This window comes from Streptomyces sp. NBC_00376, from assembly GCF_036077095.1.
In the GTDB taxonomy this organism is placed as follows: Bacteria; Actinomycetota; Actinomycetes; order Streptomycetales; family Streptomycetaceae; genus Streptomyces.
On the sequence record NZ_CP107960.1, the window covers coordinates 514618 to 529342 of the forward strand.

The 14725-nt window shown below is 71.8% G+C and carries 11 protein-coding genes; 6 read left to right on the forward strand and 5 right to left on the reverse strand.

Features of this window, described 5'->3' with window-relative positions:
* The first annotated feature begins 102 nt into the window (after positions 1–102).
* Positions 103–1185, forward strand: a complete 1083-nt coding sequence (locus OG842_RS02520; protein ID WP_266727027.1) for a LacI family DNA-binding transcriptional regulator — start codon at positions 103–105, stop codon at positions 1183–1185.
* A 291-nt stretch (positions 1186–1476) separates the two neighbouring features.
* On the opposite strand, the gene OG842_RS02525 is transcribed toward OG842_RS02520, so the two are convergent.
* The gene (locus OG842_RS02525) at positions 1477–2919 is read right to left on the reverse strand and encodes an amino acid permease (protein ID WP_266727029.1); all 1443 of its coding nucleotides are present in this window, start codon (positions 2917–2919) and stop codon (positions 1477–1479) included.
* Between the two features lie 157 nt (positions 2920–3076).
* Here OG842_RS02525 and OG842_RS02530 point away from each other — a divergent pair, with 157 nt between their 5' ends.
* Positions 3077–3913, forward strand: a complete 837-nt coding sequence (locus OG842_RS02530) for an IclR family transcriptional regulator (RefSeq protein WP_266727030.1) — start codon at positions 3077–3079, stop codon at positions 3911–3913.
* A gap of 26 nt (positions 3914–3939) precedes the next feature.
* On the opposite strand, the gene hutC is transcribed toward OG842_RS02530, so the two are convergent.
* The gene (gene hutC, locus OG842_RS02535) at positions 3940–4716 is read right to left on the reverse strand and encodes a histidine utilization repressor (RefSeq protein WP_266727031.1); all 777 of its coding nucleotides are present in this window, start codon (positions 4714–4716) and stop codon (positions 3940–3942) included.
* Between the two features lie 191 nt (positions 4717–4907).
* Here hutC and hutU point away from each other — a divergent pair, with 191 nt between their 5' ends.
* Together hutU and hutG are read left to right on the forward strand one after the other, a co-directional pair.
* The gene (gene hutU / locus OG842_RS02540; protein ID WP_266727033.1) at positions 4908–6593 is read left to right on the forward strand and encodes a urocanate hydratase; all 1686 of its coding nucleotides are present in this window, start codon (positions 4908–4910) and stop codon (positions 6591–6593) included.
* The gene (hutG, locus tag OG842_RS02545; protein WP_266727035.1) at positions 6590–7567 is read left to right on the forward strand and encodes a formimidoylglutamase; all 978 of its coding nucleotides are present in this window, start codon (positions 6590–6592) and stop codon (positions 7565–7567) included. The genes hutU and hutG overlap by 4 nt, the downstream gene beginning before the upstream one ends.
* Before the next feature lie 97 nt (positions 7568–7664).
* Here the strand turns inward: hutG and OG842_RS02550 are convergent, their stop codons facing one another.
* From OG842_RS02550 to hutH, 3 genes are all read right to left on the reverse strand, one after another.
* The gene (locus tag OG842_RS02550; RefSeq protein WP_266727036.1) at positions 7665–8234 is read right to left on the reverse strand and encodes a HutD/Ves family protein; all 570 of its coding nucleotides are present in this window, start codon (positions 8232–8234) and stop codon (positions 7665–7667) included.
* Positions 8235–8498: 264 nt separating this feature from the next.
* Complete coding sequence (locus OG842_RS02555) at positions 8499–11219, reverse strand: aminotransferase class I/II-fold pyridoxal phosphate-dependent enzyme (protein WP_266727038.1); 2721 nt, start codon at positions 11217–11219, stop codon at positions 8499–8501.
* A 291-nt stretch (positions 11220–11510) separates the two neighbouring features.
* The gene (gene hutH / locus OG842_RS02560) at positions 11511–13046 is read right to left on the reverse strand and encodes a histidine ammonia-lyase (RefSeq protein ID WP_266727039.1); all 1536 of its coding nucleotides are present in this window, start codon (positions 13044–13046) and stop codon (positions 11511–11513) included.
* Positions 13047–13174: 128 nt separating this feature from the next.
* Between hutH and OG842_RS02565 the strand changes: the two genes are divergently transcribed.
* Together OG842_RS02565 and thpR are read left to right on the forward strand one after the other, a co-directional pair.
* Positions 13175–13960 carry an IclR family transcriptional regulator gene (locus OG842_RS02565; RefSeq protein WP_266727040.1) on the forward strand — a complete coding sequence of 262 codons (786 nt, stop codon included), beginning with the start codon at positions 13175–13177 and terminating at the stop codon, positions 13958–13960.
* 118 nt (positions 13961–14078) lie between these two features.
* Positions 14079–14702, forward strand: coding sequence for an RNA 2',3'-cyclic phosphodiesterase (gene thpR / locus OG842_RS02570; protein ID WP_266727041.1), 624 nt, complete (start codon positions 14079–14081; stop codon positions 14700–14702).
* Positions 14703–14725: the final 23 nt, after the last annotated feature.

The window sequence follows — 14725 nt, forward strand, 5'->3', positions numbered from 1 at the left end:
AACGTTTTGGCATCGAGCCGGGCGCCATTGCCCAAACGTTTTGGCGATGGTTCGGAAGGTAATGCCTAAACGTTTTGGCAGTCAATCTGTAAGCTCACGGTCATGTCAGACGTCACAGAGCCGCACGGACCGCACGGGGCCGACCGGAAGCCAGGCCGACGGGGTGCGGGCGGCGGCGGTCTGCGCGAGGTCGCCCGCCGGGCCGGCGTCTCCGTCACCACCGCCTCGCACGCGCTCAACGGCGTCGGCCGGGTCGGCGCCGACACCCGCGAACGCGTCCTCGCCGTCGCCCGCGACCTCGGCTACCGCGCCAACCCCAACGCCCGCGGCCTGCGCGGCGCCCGCACCGGGCTGATCGGGCTCACGCACCGCACCGCGGTCGAGGGCGGCATCACCGACATCGAGTACTTCGTCAAGATCGTCAACGCGGCGACCTGGACCGCGATGGACCGCGACTACTCCCTCGTCCTCGTCCCGCCCTCGCTCGACGGCCGCCCCTTCGAGTCGCTCCCGCTCGACGGCACGATCGTCATCGACCCGCTCACCGACGACCCGCTGCTCACGCGCCTGTCCGCGATGGGCGTCCCCGTCGTCACCACCGGCCGCGACCTGTCCCGCAAGGACGCCTTCCCCTGGGTGGACAACGAACTCTCCACCTGCGCCCAGGCCGCCCTGGACCACCTGGCGGCGACCGGGGCGCAGCGCGTCGGCCTCCTCACGGGCTCCACCGGCCAGTCCTACGACGAGGACGCGGCAAGCGCCTACCGCGACTGGTGTGCGCGCACCGGCCGTCCGGTGCTGCTCGACCGCGCCGAGCCGGGCACCGACTCGACGGCCGCCGCCCGCCGCCTGCTCACCCGCCCCGACCGGCCCGACGCGCTGTACGTCGTGATGGAGAAGTTCGGCTTCGCGACGCTCGCCGTCTGCCGCGAACTGGGCCTGTCCGTCCCGGAGGACGTCCAGATCGTGGTCGGCGCCGACGGCGAGTTCGCCCGCAGCTCCCGCCCCCCGCTGACCGCCCTGGACCTCGCCCCGGAATCCATCGGCCGTCAGGCCGCCGAACTCCTCATGGACGTCATAGGAAACCCCCCGGAGCCCGGCGCGACCCCCGAACACCGTCTGGTCCCGGCGAAGTTGCTGGAGCGGGAGTCGACGCGGCGGCGAGCCGGAGCCGAGCGCTCATAGCCTCGACGCCGAGAGTTCGCCGGCCTTCACGGAGTGCGTGGCGCGCGGCCGAGCAGGTCGCGGAGATCTGCCCGTTGTGGCACGCGGGCGTCACCGGGCCAGGAGTTTCCTGCATGACGCGGGCCGTACGGCCGCCGTGCCGGTTCGAGGGCGGACTCGTCCGGAGTCGGCGCCGCCTCATGTGCTCGGCGCCACGTTGTGCTGTGCGCCGGGGCGAGAGCCTCCTCCCGGATGTGCACCGAGCGGGCGTCCTCGCTCCGGAGTCCGCCCGCGGGTGCCGTTCGCAACAGGTCAGCCGGAGATCCCGGCCGGATTCTCTGCCGGCGTGGTCGTGGCCGCGGGGGTGTCGGCCGGGGCGGCACCGACCGCGGGCCCGTGCCGCCCGCGACGGACCGCGAGGAGGTAGACCACCGTGAGGAGGGCCAGCCAGACCACGCCGACGACGAGCGCCACCCGCGTGCTCTCGTGGAGGCCGAGCAGGACCATCACCGCGGCCATGAACAGGAGGGTGACGATCTGGCCGTAGGGCCAGAACGGGGCCGGGAACTTCAGGGACGCGCGTTCCTCGGCGGACATCGAACGGCGGGCCTTCAGCTGGGTGAGCAGGATCATCATCCAGACCCAGACCGTGGCGAACGTGGCGATGGAGGAGATGATCAGGAAGATCTTGCCCGGGATGAGGGCGTTCATCAGGACGGCGGCGAGCAGGGCACCGATCATGACGAGGGTGGTCACCCAGGGCACGCCGTTGCGGGTCACGCGGCGCATGGCGGCGGGGCCGTGCCCGCGCTCGGCGAGGCCGTACATCGTGCGGCCCGCGGCGAAGATGTCGCTGTTGATGGCGGACAGGGCGGCGGTGAGGACCACGACGTTGAGAACGGCGGCCGCGGACTTGAGGCCCACTCCGGCGAAGATCTGCACGAAGGGGCTGCCCGAGTCGCTGATCTGCTGCCACGGGGTGATCGACATGATCACGGCGAGGGTCAGGACGTAGAAGAGGATGATGCGCAGCGGGATGGAGTTCACCGCGCCGGGGATGGTCTTCTCCGGGGACTGCGCCTCGCCGGCCGTGACGCCGATGATCTCGGTGCCGCCGAAGGCGAACATGACGATGGCGAAGGAGATGACGAAGCCGTCGATGCCGCCCGCGAAGAAGCCGCCGTTGCTCCACAGGTTGGACAGGCCGACGTGGGCATGGCCGCTGCCGAGACCGAAGGCGATCACCACGATGCCGACGACGATCATCGCGACGATGGCGACGATCTTCACGAGGGACAGCCAGAACTCCAGCTCACCGAAGACCTTGACGCTGACGAGGTTGAGCGCGCCCACGATGAGGACGGCGGCCAGGACCCAGATCCAGCGCGGGACTTCGGGAAACCAGAAGCCCATGTAGACGCCGATGGCCGTGACGTCGGCGACGGCCACGATGACCATCTCGAAGGCGTACGTCCAGCCGGTGAGGAAGCCGGCGAGCGGCCCGAGGTGGCGGTTCGCGTACTCGCCGAATGAGCCGGCGCAGGGGGACGCCACGGCCATCTCGCCCAGGGACCTCAGGACGAGGAAGACGGCGGCGCCGCCGATCAGGTAGGCGAGCAGGACCGCGGGGCCGCCCGCCTGGATGGACGCGGAGGAGCCGTAGAAGAGCCCGGTGCCGATCGCGGAGCCGAGTGCGATGAAGCGGATGTGCCGTGAGTTGAGCCCACGGCTCAGGCCGGCGTTTTCGGTGCGCAAACGAGTGTCTCCCTCTTGGGGGGGCGGGTACCGCAGGAAGTGCCTGAGGACCTGGCGGAGCGATGTGCGTCGCGGCACCGGCGTGTCGTCCGGGCTCCCGACAATGAATGACAGCCTGTATATTCCTGTCTATACAGGTGCGTCAAGAGGTGATCCGATGAGTGAACACAAGCCGACGCCCGGTCCGGCGTCGAGCGCTTCCCCGGCGGTCGCGCGAGCCCTGGACATGCTCGTGTACCTCGCCGGCCGGCCCGGCCTCGTACAGGCCGCCACGCTCGCCCGTGACCTGGGCATTCCGCGCTCGTCCGCGTACCACATCCTCACCGTGCTGACCGACCGCGGCTTCGTCACGTACGTCCCCTCGGAACAGGCGTACGGGCTCGGCGTGTCCTCCTTCGAGGTGGGCTCGGCCTATCTGCGCCACGAGCCGCTGGAACGGCTCGCCCGGCCGATCCTGCGCACGGTCGCGAGCCGCCTCGGCCAGACCGTGCACCTGGGGATCCTGCAGGGCTCGGAGACGGTCTACCTGCTCAAGGAGCGCCCTCCGGTCCGGGCCGGGGACGTCGACATCGCACTTGTGACGGATGTCGGCGTGCGCCTGCCGGCCCATCTGACGGCCAACGGCCGCGCCATCCTCGCCCACACCTCGGAGGCACAGCTGCGGGCGCTGTTCTCGCGGCCCGGCGATCTGACCACCCGCACCGGCCGCGGGCCGCGCTCCCTGCAGGGACTGGCCGGCGAGCTGGCCCGGGAGCGGGAGCGCGGCTGGTCGCAGGAGGTGGAACTGGTGTCGCAGGGCTTCTGCTCGATGGGGGTGGCCGCGTTCGACCACAACGAGCGGCCCGTCGCCGCGATCAGCACCACCTGGCGCCGCCACCACGGCCGGCACGACACCGAGGAGGTGCGCCGGGCCCTGGCGCAGGGTGCGGCGCGGCTGACCGCGGCGGTCTCGGGACACACGCCTCCGGCCGCGGGGGCGCAGACCGTCGACTGAAGCCTGTCCAGTGGATCCGGGCCGCCTCAGTGCATGGCGAACGCGCCCTCGAGGCGGTAGCGGGAACCCGGGTGGAGCAGGCGTGCGAGGCTCACGAGTGCGTCCCGCGACCACGTGCGGCGCAAGATCAGCAGGCATGGTTCGGACGGCCCGATGCCGAGGATCGCGCATTCCTCGGGCGAGGCCAGGACCGCCTCCACGATGTGCTCGCCCCGGCCGAGCGGCGCGACCTTCGACAGGAACGTGTACGGCGTCTGCAGCGTGAAGTCCTGTTCCAGATAGCCGGGGGCGAAGGCCGGGTTGACGTAGCGGTCCTCCAGTTGGAGCGGCACCCCGTCCTCGTAGTGCACCACCCTCGAGCGGAAGACCGGCTGCCCGGTGCCGAGACCGAGGTGCGCGCCGGTCCGGTCGTCGGCCTTCTCCTCGCCCAGAGAGAGCACACGGGCGGCGTAGCGGTGGCCGCGGTTCTGCACCTCGTCGGCGATGTTGTGGACCTCGAGGAGCGCGGAGCTGGCCTTGCGCTGGGCGACGAAGCTGCCGACGCCCATGACGCGCCGGATGACGCCCTCGGTGGCGAGCTCGCGCAGGGCGCGGTTGACGGTCATGCGGGACAGGCCGAGGGCGTCGACGAACTGGCTCTCCGAGGGCAGGGCGTCGTCCTCCTGCCAGTGGCCGTTCCTGATCTGCCGCTCGACGAGCTCCTTGACGCGCTGGTACGCGGGGACGGAACCGCCCGCGCCCTGCTCGTACCACCGGGCCAGCTCCGCCGGGTCCACGACCACGCCGCCCACCGTCCTCGCCATCCGCTCCCCCTGCCTGCTGCCCACTGCCTGTGACGATCCTATGGGAGCGGTGCCATCGGCGAACGGGCCGGTGGTCCCCTTCCCGGGCAAGCGTCTCGGATCCGAGAAATGCGGGCGACGCCACTGGTCCCGGCTCCGCCCGTCGCGTGTCATGACGGTGCACAACGGCTCGATCCCCAAGAGGAGCACACATGACCAGCCCTTCCCACGAAGCGCCGGGCGTCGTCCGGGCCCCGCGCGGCACCGAACTGAACTGCCTCGGATGGCAGCAGGAGGGCGCCCTGCGGATGCTCATGAACAACCTCGACCCCGAGGTCGCCGAGCACCCCGAGGACCTCGTCGTCTACGGCGGAACCGGGAAGGCCGCCCGCAACCACGAGGCGTACGACGCGATCGTCCGCACGCTCAAGACCCTCAAGGACGACGAGACCCTCCTCGTGCAGTCCGGTAAGCCGGTCGGCGTGATGCGCACCAACGAGTGGGCGCCGCGCGTGCTGCTCGCCAACTCCAACCTGGTGGGCGACTGGGCCAACTGGGAGGAGTTCCGCAAGCTGGAGGCCGAGGGACTGACGATGTACGGCCAGATGACGGCCGGTTCGTGGATCTACATCGGCAGCCAGGGCATCCTGCAGGGCACGTACGAGACCTTCGGTGCCGTCGCCCGCAAGAAGTTCGACGGCACCCTGGCCGGCACGATCACCCTGACCGCCGGCATGGGCGGCATGGGTGGCGCCCAGCCGCTGGCCGTGACGATGAACGACGGTGTCGCGATCTGTGTCGACGTCGACGAGACGCGCATCGACCGCCGCATCGGCACCCGCTATCTCGACGTCAAGGCCGACAACCTCGACCATGCCCTCGAACTGGCCGTCCAGGCCCGCGACGAGCGCCGCGGCCTGTCCATCGGTGTCGTCGGCAACGCCGCCGAGATCTTCCCCGAGCTCCTCGAGCGGGACGCCCCAATCGACATCGTCACCGACCAGACCTCCGCCCACGACCCGCTGGCCTACCTGCCCGTCGGCATCTCGGTCGAGGACTGGCACAAGGAGCGCGAGGCCGACCCGGCCGGCTTCACCGAGCGCGCCCGCAAGTCGATGGCCCTGCACGTCGAGGCCATGGTCGGCTTCCTCGACAAGGGCGCCGAGGTCTTCGACTACGGCAACTCGATCCGCGACGAGGCGCGCAAGGCGGGCTACGACCGGGCGTTCGACTTCCCCGGCTTCGTGCCGGCACACATCCGGCCGCTGTTCGAGGAGGGCCTCGGCCCGTTCCGCTGGGCCGCACTGTCCGGCGACCCGAAGGACATCGCGACCACCGACAAGGCGATCAAGGAGCTGTTCCCGGAGAACAAGCACCTGCACCGCTGGCTCGACATGGCCGGCGAGCGCGTCTCGTTCGAGGGCCTGCCGGCCCGCATCTGCTGGCTCGGCTACGGCGAACGCCACCGTGCGGGCCTGAAGTTCAACGAGATGGTGGCCAGCGGCGAGCTGTCCGCGCCGGTCGCGATCGGCCGTGACCACCTGGACTCCGGTTCGGTGGCCTCCCCGTACCGCGAGACCGAGTCGATGCTCGACGGCTCCGACGCCATCGCCGACTGGCCGCTGCTCAACGCCCTGGTGAACACCTCCTCGGGTGCCTCCTGGGTGTCGATCCACCACGGCGGCGGCGTCGGCATGGGCCGCTCCATCCACGCCGGCCAGGTCTGCATCGCCGACGGGACCGAACTCGCGGCCCGCAAGCTCGAGCGTGTCCTGACGAACGACCCGGGCATGGGTGTCATCCGGCACGTCGACGCCGGTTACGAGTACGCCGCTTCGATCGCCAAGGAGCGCGGCGTGCGCATCCCGATGACGGAGGCCGGGGGCGGCGCGGCGTGAGCACGTTCCAGGAGACCGCTCCGGCCACGGACGTCCCGGCCCGCCCCTGGTCGGGCCGGGACGACGGGCCCGGCGCGGAGCACCTGCGGTGGCACAAGGCCGTCGAGCTCGATCCGGAGCTGATGGAGCCGGGCGACATCGCGTTCATCGGGTTCCGCAGCGACGAGGGCGTGCGCCGCAACAAGGGGCGGCAGGGCGCCGCGCAGGGTCCTGACGCCCTGCGGCGGGCCCTCGCCTCGATGGCACTGCCGAAACCGCTGCGGGCGCTCGACGCCGGTGACGTGGAGGTCACCGGCGACGCGGACGACGCCCTGGAGGCCGGTCAGCAGCGGCTGGGCCGCGCGGTCACGCACCTCGTCGACGCGGGCCACCCGGTGGTGGTCCTCGGCGGCGGCCATGAGGTCGCGTTCGGCACGTACAGCGGTCTGGAGCAGACGCGGGCGCTGAAGTCCGGCGGGCGGCTCGGCGTGCTGAACCTCGACGCGCACTTCGATCTGCGCGATGACGTGCGGCCCAGCTCGGGCACGCCGTTCCTGCAGATGGCGCAGAGCGAGCGGCGGCACGGCCGTGACCTCAACTACTGGGTGCTGGGCATCAGCCAGGCCGCGAACACCGAGACGCTGTTCCGCACCGCGGAGTCGCTCGGGGTGCGGTACCTGCCGGACACCGAGTGCGGGCTGCTCGACATGGCGCGGGTGGAGTCGTTCGTCGACGAGTTCCTCGCGAGCTGCGACCTCGTGCACCTGACGATCGACCTGGACGTGCTGCCGGCGGCCGTCGCCCCCGGCGTCAGCGCGCCCGCCGCGTACGGCGTGCCGATGGAGGTCGTCGAGCGGGTCTGCACACGGGTCGCGGGCAGCGGCAAGCTTGTGGTCGTCGATGTCGCCGAGCTCAATCCGCAGTTCGACGTCGACCAGCGCACGGCGCGGGCCGGCGCCCGTCTGGTGCACCGGACGGCCACCACCTGGGCGTGACGCCTCCCCCTGAACAGGCCGCCAGGCCGCCCGGCATGCGAGAGCCGCGGCCTGGCGGCCGCGGCTGTTGTATGCCGGGCGGCCTGCCCGGATCCGCTCAGCGGACGTCCGTGAGGGAGACGACCGCGAGGACCCCGTCGACAGCGATGCCGACGGGGTCCTCGTCGTCGTGGAAGAGGACCGCGTCGAGCCGGCCGAGGCGGACGGGCTCCCGGCGCAGAGACGCGGTGCCGTCGAGGACGATCGCGAGGACGCGGGTCCCGGGGGTGGGGCGCAGCACCGTGGAGCGGCGTTCGACGGACACGTCGGCCTTCGCCCCGGTGCGCCGCACCATGACGTTGAAGTCGGTGATGGGGCCGTCGAGCAGCCGGCAGTCGGTGGTGGCGTCGCCGGAGAAGGCGAGGGGCGCGCAGCGGGTGTCCACGACGTGCTCCGTACCGTCGACGGTGAGGGCCATGCCCGGCCCCTCGACGACGGTGATGATCCGGTCGACGCCCTCGAACGCGGAGAAGGGGCCGCTGCTCGCGACGTCGGCGACGCTGATCCGCCACGCGAAGTCGTCGGTGCCGGCGCCCCGGGGGTGGGCCATGACCTCGGTGGTGATGCCGCCGCCGTTCTTCCACGGTGCGGGGGTCCGGTCGTGTGCGCGCAGGATCTGAGGTGCCATGAGGGGGTGTTGTTCCTTCGGGATCCGGTCGGTCGGGAAAACGCGACCTCCTCCCCCGCTGCCTGGGGCTGCGGGAGAGGAGGTGCCGTGGGTCGGGCGTCGCTGGGGTCCTTCGTTTGGATCGGGCCGGATCAGGGAGCGGGGTCCGGTGCCGTGCGTCGCAAGGCGGAGGAGGGAGTCGACGCGGGGCGTCGGCGGCCGACGACAAGGCGGCGAGGCGCGGCACCGGGGCACGCGAGCCCGGCATGATCCAAACGGGAGTCCCTAGCGCTCGGCGGTGTGGCGTGCTTCGAGGGCGGCCTCGGTGAAGACCCGGTATCCGGCAGCCGGGTCGTATCCGTGGATCTCGCGGGTGTCGAGGGCTGCCATGTAGGTCATGACGTCCTTGCTGACGACCTGTCCGGGGACGAGCACGGGGAAGCCGGGCGGGTACGGGGTGACGAACGTGGCCGAGACGACCGTGCGGCCCCGCGCCATGGCGTCGGTGATGGCGTCCGTCGAGAGGTGCTCGCACTCGGTGTCGTCGTAGGCGAGGAAGAACGCGGAGCGCATGTCGCCCTCGGGGGTGCGCGGGCTCGGCCGGAACGCCGGGTGGAACGCGCTGAAGTCGGGCAGGGCCGCGGAGCCCGCGTCGAGTGCGGTGACGGCGCCGCGGTGCGCGGCGCGGTCGTGCGGGCCCATCTCGCCGATGCGTTCCTCCAGGTCCTCGGCGATGCGGACGAGCACCTCGATGAGGTAGGCGACGGAGCTGCGGGTGGTGCCGATGTTCGTCATGAACAGCAGCGTGTTGCGGGTCGTCTTGTTGACCTGGACGCCGTACCGGTCCATCAGGAGGTCGTGCTTGAAGGTGTCTCCGTCGATGCCGGTGAGCCCGATGTGCAGGGTGGCGCGGGTCGGGTCGAGGACGAACTCCTCCTCTGCCCAGGCCCGTTCCATCCGGGCTAGGCCGGTGCGCAAGGGCTGTTCGACGCCGGAGGAGCGGAAGCGGTGCGGGATGAGTTCCGGCGTGGTGAGGATGCGCAGGTAGCGGCTGAGCAGCGGGTGCTGGGCGACCGCGTCGCGGAGCACGCCGGCCTGTTCGAGCTGCTTCTGCACGAGGGCGAAGCCTTCGAGGACGGCCTGCCGGCGGCCGAGGTCCATCGAGGCGAGGATCTGGTAGTTGGGCGACGTCGAGGTGTGAGTCATGTACGCCTCGTGGAACGTCTCCGCGACCTTGTGGCGGAAGTCCTGGTCGAAGACGTGGACCATGGAGCCCTGGCGCATCGAGGTGAGCGTCTTGTGCGTGGACTGCGTCGCGTAGACGCGGACCCGGACCTTTTCCGGGTCGGGCATCAGCCGGCCGGTGGCGAGGGTCTCGTCGTCCGGGTCGTCGCCGAGGCTCGCGCGGTGGGCCGCGTAGGTGTCGGCGTACCCGGGGTCGCGGTAGCGGTCGGTGAGGGTGCGGGCCGCGGCCATGGCGGTGCGCTGGCGGTAGACGGGGTGGAAGCGGGCGAAGGCGAACCAGGCCTCGTCCCACAGGAACGCCAGGTCCGGCTTGAGGGCCAGGCACTCCTCCATCACGCGCGACGGGTTGTAGACGATCCCGTCGAAGGTGCAGTTGGTGAGCATGAGGAGCTTGACGCGGTGCAGGACGCCCTCGTGCTTGAGCATCAGCAGCTTCCGCTTGATCTCCTCCACCGGCACGGCCCCGTACATGCCGTACTCGTCGAGGGGATAGGCGTCGAGGTAGACGACGTGGGCGCCGGCGAGGACGAGTCCGTAGTGGTGGGACTTGTGGCAGTTGCGGTCCACGAGCACGATGTCGCCGGGGCGTACGAGCGCCTGCACGACGATCTTGTTGGCGGTGGAGGTGCCGTTGGTGACGAAGTAGGTCTGGCGGGCGCCGAAGGCCTCGGCGGCCAGGTCCTGGGCTTCGCGCAGCGGGCCGGTGGGGGCGAGCAGGGAGTCCAGTCCGCCGGAGGTGGCGGAGGTCTCGGCAAGGAAGATGTTCAGGCCGTAGAAGTCGGCGATCTCCGGGATCCAGGGCGAGTTGAGCACCGAGGCGCCGCGGGAGACGGGCAGGGCGTGGAAGACGCCGGTGGGCTTGCGGCTGTGGGCGCGCAGGGCGGTGAAGAACGGGGCGCGGTGGCGTTCGGTGATGCCGTACAGGATCGACAGATGCAGTTCGAGGAGGCCTTCGCGGGCGTGGAAGACGCGCCGGAAGCGGCGGCTGAGGCGGCCCGCGGTGGACTCCACGGCCCGTTCGGACACGAGGTAGAGGTCGAGTTCGGGGCGCAGGGCGAGGAGTCGGTCGCCCAGGGCGCGGATCTGCTCGCCGCTGTCCCCGGGCGTGGCGGCGTGGGCGTCGGCGGCTTCGTCGAAGAACCGGCGGACGACGCTGAGGTCGTGGCGGGAGCGGTCGGCGAACCGGTCTCGGATGACGACGGCCTGGAGGCTGGAGTTGACGAGGGACGTGATGACCGCGTCCTCGAAGCTCGGGGCGACGACGATCTCGTAGGCGAACTCGTCGTCGGGGCGGCGCAGCCGGCGCAGTTCGGCGCGCAGCGCCTGTTCCTCGGCGGCGTCCAGGTCTCCGACGACGAGTACCTCGAAGTACGGGGTGGAGGGCGCGGGCAGGATGTGCGCTGTGTCCGTCGTCTCGTCGGGCGCTGTGCTCGGCGTGGCGGCGGTGTGCGGGGCGGTGCCGCGGTGCCGGTGTCCGGCGAGGGCTCGGTCCAGCTCGTCGGTGCGCTGGGCGAGTTGCCGGTACTCCCCCTGGTCGTACAGCCGGCGGAGCTCCTTCAGGGCGGCTGTGCCGGGGAAGGCCCAGCAGTGCTCGATGGGCGTCAGGAGGCGGATGAGTTCCTGGATGCGCGCGGTGGTGTCCGGGCGGCCGTCCACGCCCTGTGCGGCGAGGCGGTGGGTGAGGTCCGTCAGTGAACTCCAGGCATCGGCGCGCAGTTGCCCGACGCTGTTGTGCACCGTGGCGGTCGGCAGGTCATTCACCGGGAAACGGCTCCTTCTGAGGGCTGCCCGGCCCGCCGCGGACGGGGAGGGCGGAGGGTGGCTGGGGTCTGCCTGGCCATTCGCTTCGGATGAGGCCGGGTCGTTCGGTGCGTTCGGCCGGAACGCCTCGTAGCGGAGCTGCTTGGGCGTTTCGGCCGTGCAGCGAGCGTGCGGGCCGGGCGGGCCGGACCCGACGGGAATGGTCAGGCAGACCCTGGGCGTGCGCGGCAGCGGCCTGCCGCACCTTCCGGGTCCCGCGGGACCCGGAAGGTGGGAGGGACTGCGTCCTGGTCAGACCAGGGCGCCGGTCACGGACTCGGCGGCGGCCAGGGCGCGGCCGGAGGCCACGTACTGGACGGCCTCCTCGATCTCGGGGGCGAGCCAGCGGTCGGTGCCGGGGCCCTCGACGGTCTCGCGCAGGCCGTCGCGCACCGCGGCCGTGGCCGGGGCGGGGGTCAGCGGGGCGCGCAGGTCGAGGGCGCGGGCGGCGGTGTAGAGCTCGACGGCCAGGACGCGGCCGAGGCCGTCGATGGCGCGGCGCAGCTTGCGGGCGGCCGACCAGCCCATGGACACATGGTCCTCCTGCATGGCGCTGGAGGGGATCGAGTCGACGGAGGCCGGGGTGGCGAGCCGCTTGAGCTCGGAGACGATCGCGGCCTGCGTGTACTGGGCGATCATGTGGCCGGAGTCGACGCCCGGGTCGTCGGCGAGGAAGGCGTTCAGACCGCGGTTGCGGGCCGGATCGAGGAACCGGTCGGTGCGACGCTCGGAGATCGAGGCGACGTCGGCGACGGTGATGGCGAGGAAGTCGAGCACGGCGGCGACGGGGGCGCCGTGGAAGTTGCCGTTGCTCTCGACGCGGCCGTCGAGGGTGACGACCGGGTTGTCGACGGCGCTGGCGAGCTCGCGGGAGGCGACGAGCTCGGCGTGACCGAGGGTGTCGCGGGCGGTGCCGTGGACCTGCGGGGTGCAGCGCAGCGAGTAGGCGTCCTGGACGTACGTGCAGTCCGGGCCCGCGTGGCTGGCGATGATCGCCGAGTCCGCGAGCAGGGAGCGCAGGTTGCCCGCGCTGTCGCCCTGGCCGGGGTGCGGGCGCATGGCCTGCAGGTCGGCGGCGAACACGGCGTCGGTGCCGAGCTGGCCCTCGACGCTCATGGCGGCGGCGATGTCGGCGGTGCTCAGCAGGCGGCGCAGGTCGTGGGCGGCGAGGACGAGCATGCCGAGCATGCCGTCGGTGCCGTTGATGAGGGCGAGGCCCTCCTTCTCCTCCAGGACGACCGGGGTGATGCCGGCCTCGGCGAGGGCCTCGGCGGCGGGCTTGCGCTCGCCGTCGGCGGTGCGGACGACGCCCTCGCCCATGACGGCGAGCGCGCAGTGCGCGAGGGGGGCCAGGTCGCCGGAGCAGCCGAGCGAGCCGTACTCGTGGACGACCGGGGTGATGCCCGCGTTCAGGAGCGCGGCGTACGCCTCGGCGGTCTCGGTGCGGACGCCGGTGCGCCCGGTGGCGAGGGTGGACAGGCGCAGCAGCATCAGAGCCCGTACGACCTCGCGCTCGACCTCGGGGCCGGAGCCCGCGGCGTGCGAGCGCACGAGGCTGCGCTGGAGCTGGGCGCGCAGCTCGGTGGGGATGTGGCGGGTGGCCAGGGCACCGAAGCCGGTGGAGACGCCGTAGTGGGGCTTGGCGTCGTCGGCGAGGGCCTTGATGACCTCGCGACTGCGGGCGATCTCCTGGAGTGCCTCAGGGGCGAGGGCCACCTGGGCGCCGTGACGGGCAACGGACACAACTTCGTCGGCGGAAAGGGCACCGACACCAACAACAACGGTCATGCCCCTATGAAGCCGCAGGTGGGAAAGGGTCCGCGAGTCCTGCAGCACGGCTTGTGTCTGGGATCCAAGACGTTGCATCTGGGATACCAGACAGAAAGTTTGCGACGTATCTGGTCTACTCTCGCCCCATGAGCATCGTCCCTGCCGCCGCGCAGGCGCTGGCCGTCCTGCGCTATCTGGCCCGCCAGGCCGCGCCCGTCCCCGCGGCCGCCATCAGCCGTGACGTGGGGCTGGCGCGCTCGACGACGTACCACCTGCTCGACACCCTCGCGGCAGACGGTTTCGTGGTCCATCTGCCGGAGGAGAGGCGCTACGGGCTCGGGGTCAGCGCCTTCGAGCTGGCCTCCGGGTACGAGCGTCAGGCGCCGTTCCAGCGGCTCGCGCGGGCCCCGCTCGCCTCGCTGGTGGACCGCACCGGACACAACGCGAACCTCGCCGTCCTGCACGGCCGTGAGGTCATCTACGTCATCGAGGAACGCGCCCCGGGCCGCCCGCCCCTGGTCAGCGAGGTCGGCGTCCGGCTGCCGGCCCATCTGACGGCGAGCGGCCGGGCCGTGCTCGCGCTGCTGCCGCCCGCGCAGGTGCGGGCGATCTTCCCCGACCGGTCGGCGTTCGTGCAGCGGCACGGCGCCGGTCCCGCGACGCTGACGGCTCTGCGCGCCCTGCTGGCCCAGGCGCGGCATCTCGGGTACGCGACGGAGGAGGGCGAGGTGACGCCGGGCCTCTCCTCGGTCGCCGCGCCCGTCCTGGACCATCACGCGCGTCCGATCGCCGGGGTCGCAGTCACCTACCCCGACGAGGCGGTCGACAAGGCGGAGCGGCAGCGGATCGCGGGGCACGTGGCGCAGACGGCACGGGAACTGACCCGCCGGGTGGGTGGCGCGACGCCCGCCCCGGGCACCTCTTCCGCGTAGGAGACCGGTCCCTGAGCCCCGTACCCTCGGGTCGGCAGGAAATGAGTTTGCAGGGTCGGACGGCGTGTCATCGGGTGGCGTACGCGGGACCGGCCGCACCCCGAGCAGGAAAGCGACGATGACCGATCCGTCCGAGCAGGCCATGGAATCCGGAGCGGGCGAACAGCTCCCGGCGGCGACGATACGCGTGTTCATCGCACTCGCCCCGCCCGACGAGGCGAAGGACGAGCTGGCACGGGCGCTGGGCCCCACGTACGAGGCGTATCCGCGCATGCGGTGGAACCGCATCGAGGACTGGCACATCACGCTGGCGTTCCTCGGGGAGCTCTCCGTCACGGCGGTGCCCTTGCTGCTGCCGCCCCTCGCGCACCTGGCCGCGACGCGCCCACCGCTGGAACTGGCACTGCGAGGCAGCGGGCACTTCGACGAGCGGGTGTTGTGGAGCGGGATCGACGGAGACCTGGAAGGGCTGGGCCTGCTCGCCACCGCGGTGCGCGCCGCGGTCGAGGAGTGCGGCGTCCCCTTCGCGGGCCGGCCCCTGCGACCCCATCTCACCCTGGCCCGCGCCCGCCGCGACGACAAGTCGTGCGCGGTGGCGGCCGCCGGTCTGTCCGGGTTCACCGGCCGACCGTGGCGGGCGGCGCGCCTGCATCTGGTGGGCAGCAACATCGGCCGCGGTCCGGGGCCGATCCACTACCGCGACATCACCTCATGGAATTTCGACGGGGCCCGACGGCTGTGAGCGGTCGCCTGGACCGCGGGTGC

What these genes read in the sequence shown, in the direction of transcription:
- OG842_RS02520 (WP_266727027.1), top strand. Translation starts at nt 103, where the DNA reads ATGTCAGACGTCACAGAGCCGCACGGACCGCACGGGGCCGACCGGAAG.
- OG842_RS02530 (WP_266727030.1), top strand. Translation starts at nt 3,077, where the DNA reads ATGAGTGAACACAAGCCGACGCCCGGTCCGGCGTCGAGCGCTTCCCCG.
- hutC (WP_266727031.1), bottom strand. Translation starts at nt 4,716, where the DNA reads ATGGCGAGGACGGTGGGCGGCGTGGTCGTGGACCCGGCGGAGCTGGCC.
- hutU (WP_266727033.1), top strand. Translation starts at nt 4,908, where the DNA reads ATGACCAGCCCTTCCCACGAAGCGCCGGGCGTCGTCCGGGCCCCGCGC.
- OG842_RS02550 (WP_266727036.1), bottom strand. Translation starts at nt 8,234, where the DNA reads ATGGCACCTCAGATCCTGCGCGCACACGACCGGACCCCCGCACCGTGG.
- hutH (WP_266727039.1), bottom strand. Translation starts at nt 13,046, where the DNA reads ATGACCGTTGTTGTTGGTGTCGGTGCCCTTTCCGCCGACGAAGTTGTG.
- OG842_RS02565 (WP_266727040.1), top strand. Translation starts at nt 13,175, where the DNA reads ATGAGCATCGTCCCTGCCGCCGCGCAGGCGCTGGCCGTCCTGCGCTAT.
- thpR (WP_266727041.1), top strand. Translation starts at nt 14,079, where the DNA reads ATGACCGATCCGTCCGAGCAGGCCATGGAATCCGGAGCGGGCGAACAG.